Raw genomic sequence first — 2,940 nt, 5'->3', positions numbered from 1 at the left:
GGGACGGGGCCGCGGGCGCGGCGGCGGCGAGGGCGGGGCGGGCGCGCAGCTGCCGGGTCTTCGCGATGGCCAGGAGGGCGAGCGCGGCCACCAGGGCCGAGCCGACCAGGCTCGGCGAGTCGAGCACCGGGGAGGTGACGGGCCTGGACGCCTCGATGACGGGGGGCAGGGGCTCGCTGGTCACCGCGTTCGTGTCGGCGGTGGCGGGCTTGGCGTGCTTGCCCTTCCGCTCGCCCCTGCCGGTGGTGGTGGAGCTCTCCGGCCCGGTCCGGGCCTTGGTGGGCGCGGGCGACGGGGTGCCGGCCCGCTGCGCCTGGTTGCCCGTCTCGGGAGCGGGCTCGGCGCGGGCGGCCAGCGGAGGCTGAGGATCGTACTGCACTTCCGAGGAGGGGATGAGCGCGACGAGCGAGCCGGTCCGGTCGGCGTCCAGGCCGGGCGGCGGTTCCATCTGCCGATGGGAGGCGTCCTCCATGGCCTGCCGCATGGCCGCCTGCTCGTCCAGGCGTTCCTTGATCCGCGCGGGGTAGCCGTAACCGACGACCTTGCTCGTGTCACGTTCCTTTCGCTTGGCGAGGCCGCCGTCGATGTTGCCCTCGATGGTGAAGATCCTGTCGCCCTCGACCCTGGTCACGACGCCCACGTGGTCGATGCGGTCGAGCTTGCGCGAGCCGCTCCAGTCGAAGAAGACGAACGCGCCCGGCTCGGGCTCGGTGCCCCAGGCGTCGTTCTTCTTGAACCACTTGGCGTGGCTCACGGTCCAGGCGAACTCGCCCATCCACTCCTCGTACCCGAGCTTGTTGGCCGCCCAGGCGAGGAACATGTCGCACCACGGCTGGGCGCTGTAGTCGGAGTCGAACTCGACGTTCCGGCCGTACCAGTCGCCGTACTTGGTGTAGTCATCGCCCTTCTCCGCGTAGCCGAGCTGGCTCTCGAGGAGGTCGATGAACTTCTCTGTCTCTGGCGTCATCGAAGTGCTCTGGAACCTTCCGGGCAGGGCCGGTTCATCCACGCAGCCCGGGGTAGGGAGGGGTATCCCGGGACACGTGTGACTATCCGGAGGCCTGTAGTCGTCCGTGATGTCGGAGGCTACCGTGACAAAAAGGCAGGTCAAGCACGCGTCAAGCGAGTGTCTCGCTCCAATGAGGGGTCCAACCGCAGGTCAAGAGCCTGCCAGAAATGTCCGCTCAACGTGGTGTTTATAGCTAAATGATCAATCTTATGGCTGGAAGGTGACAAACGCGTTTCCTAGAACGTGTTCTAGGATGCCTGTCATGACGATCGACGTGGCCACCGGCGAGCCCCGCCTCGACGCCCTGTGCGTCCTGGCGCAGCGCACCCGGGAGCTGATGGACGCGGTGGCGCTCACCGACGTGGGCGAGGACGAGCTGGCCGCCGTCGCCGCCGAGCTGGCCACCCTCACCGAGCGGCTCCGCGCCACCGCCCGGGACCGGCCGCAGCCCTTCGAGCTCGCGCCCGACGGGACGCTGCGCCACCTCGGCAACGCCGTCGCCGGCGCGGCCAACGCGCACGCTCTGCCGCTGGTCGCCGAACAGACCCCCGAAGGCGGCGTACGGGCCGAGGTGACCTTCCGCCCGACGCACGAGGGCCCGCCCGGTTCCGTGCACGGCGGGATCACCGCGATGATCCTCGACCACCTTCTCGGCCAGGCGGTGGCCGCCGCCGGGCTGGCCGGGATGACCGGCACGCTCAGCGTCCGCTACCGGGCGACCGTCCCGTACGGCAGGCCGCTGCTGGCCACGGCGCGGCACACCAGGTCGGAGGGGCGCAAGACCTGGGCCGAGGGCCACATCGCCCTCCCGGACGGCACGGTGCTGGCCGAGGCGACGGGCCTGTTCATCACCCCGACCCGGTGGATGGACCACCGGGCCTCGGGAACGGGCCAGGGAACGGTCCGGGGAGCGGTCCGGGGAGCGGGCCAGGGAACGGGCCAGGGAACGGGTCAGTAGCCCGCGCCGGTGAGCAGTCCGCCGTCCACCGTGAACTCGCTGCCGGTGCAGTAGCTGGACCGGTCCGAGGCCAGGAAAGCGACCACGTGCGACACCTCCACCGGCTTGGCGAAGCGCTTGATGACCATCGACTTGACGAACGCTTCCGCGTCGACCTCGCTCATCATGTCCGGGTTGGTGGCCATCGAGGTGTTGATCGCCCCGGGATGGACCGAGTTGACGCGGATCTTGAACCGGGCGAGCTCCCGGGCCGCCGACTTGGTGACCCCGCGCACGCCGAACTTCGAGGCCGCGTACGCCGACAGCCCCTCGGCCCCGACGAAGCCCTCGATCGAGGAGATGTTCACGATCGAGCCCCGCCCGGCCGCCTTCATCGGCTCGATCACCGACTTGACGCCCAGCCAGGTGCCTTTCAGGTTCACGTCGATCACGCGGTCGAAGTCGCCGGGCTCCATCTCCGCGATCCGCCGGAACCTCAGGATCCCGGCGTTGTTCACCAGGACGTCCAGCCTGCCGTACGCCGAGACGGCCGTCTCGACCGCCCGGCCCCACTCCGCCGCGCTGGTGACATCATGATGGACGTACGTCGCCCCGGTCTCCACGGCCAGCGCCTTGCCCTCGTCGTCGAGCACGTCACCGAACACCACGGCGGCCCCCTCCCGCAGGAACAGCCGCACATGCGCCTCGCCCATGCCGCGCGCCCCGCCGGTGATCAGCGCCACCTTGCCGTCAAGCAGTCCCATGTCGCCCTCCTGCCGCGACGGCCACGGCGGCCGCCTCCATGGACCGGTATACGGGTATCCCCGCCGCCGCCGCGATCGTCCTGACCTCGTCCTCGACGCCCGCGGGCGCGAACTCGGCGTTCCTGGTCACCAGGGTGATCCTGGCGCCCGGCAGCCCGCCCTGCGCCTCCGCGAGCGCGCGGGCGTGGTCGAGCAGCGGCCCGGCAGCCGTGCCCGCCGTGCCCACCGTG

The 2,940-nt window shown here is 70.8% G+C and carries 3 protein-coding genes and 1 pseudogene; 1 reads left to right on the top strand and 3 read right to left on the bottom strand.

Annotation, left to right across the window (positions count from 1 at the left end):
- On the bottom strand, positions 1-967 hold a 967-nt coding region (locus tag DQW85_RS25110; protein ID WP_113702450.1), incomplete at its 3' end, for a CHAP domain-containing protein.
- A gap of 304 nt (positions 968-1,271) precedes the next feature.
- On the opposite strand from DQW85_RS25110, the gene DQW85_RS25105 reads away from it, so the two are divergent.
- Complete coding sequence (locus DQW85_RS25105) at positions 1,272-1,967, top strand: PaaI family thioesterase (protein ID WP_162795359.1); 696 nt, start codon at positions 1,272-1,274, stop codon at positions 1,965-1,967.
- Here the strand turns inward: DQW85_RS25105 and DQW85_RS25100 are convergent.
- Both DQW85_RS25100 and DQW85_RS25095 read right to left on the bottom strand, forming a co-directional pair.
- On the bottom strand, positions 1,961-2,710 hold the full coding sequence (locus DQW85_RS25100) for a glucose 1-dehydrogenase (RefSeq protein ID WP_113702448.1): 750 nt from the start codon (positions 2,708-2,710) through the stop codon (positions 1,961-1,963). The two genes, DQW85_RS25105 and DQW85_RS25100, sit on opposite strands and share 7 nt — an antisense overlap.
- Positions 2,697-2,940 (bottom strand): annotated as a pseudogene (locus DQW85_RS25095) (acetate--CoA ligase family protein); the annotation flags it as partial. The gene DQW85_RS25100 and the pseudogene DQW85_RS25095, both read right to left, overlap by 14 nt.

The organism is Nonomuraea lactucae (genome assembly GCF_003313395.1).
Classification (GTDB): Bacteria; Actinomycetota; Actinomycetes; order Streptosporangiales; family Streptosporangiaceae; genus Nonomuraea; species Nonomuraea lactucae.
The sequence above is the reverse complement of the archived record's forward strand: the minus strand, read 5'-3'. Positions and strand labels throughout refer to the sequence as shown.

Excerpts from the sequence above, each read along its gene's own strand:
- DQW85_RS25100 (WP_113702448.1), bottom strand. The coding sequence starts at position 2,710 with ATGGGACTGCTTGACGGCAAGGTGGCGCTGATCACCGGCGGGGCGCGC.
- DQW85_RS25105 (WP_162795359.1), top strand. The coding sequence starts at position 1,272 with ATGACGATCGACGTGGCCACCGGCGAGCCCCGCCTCGACGCCCTGTGC.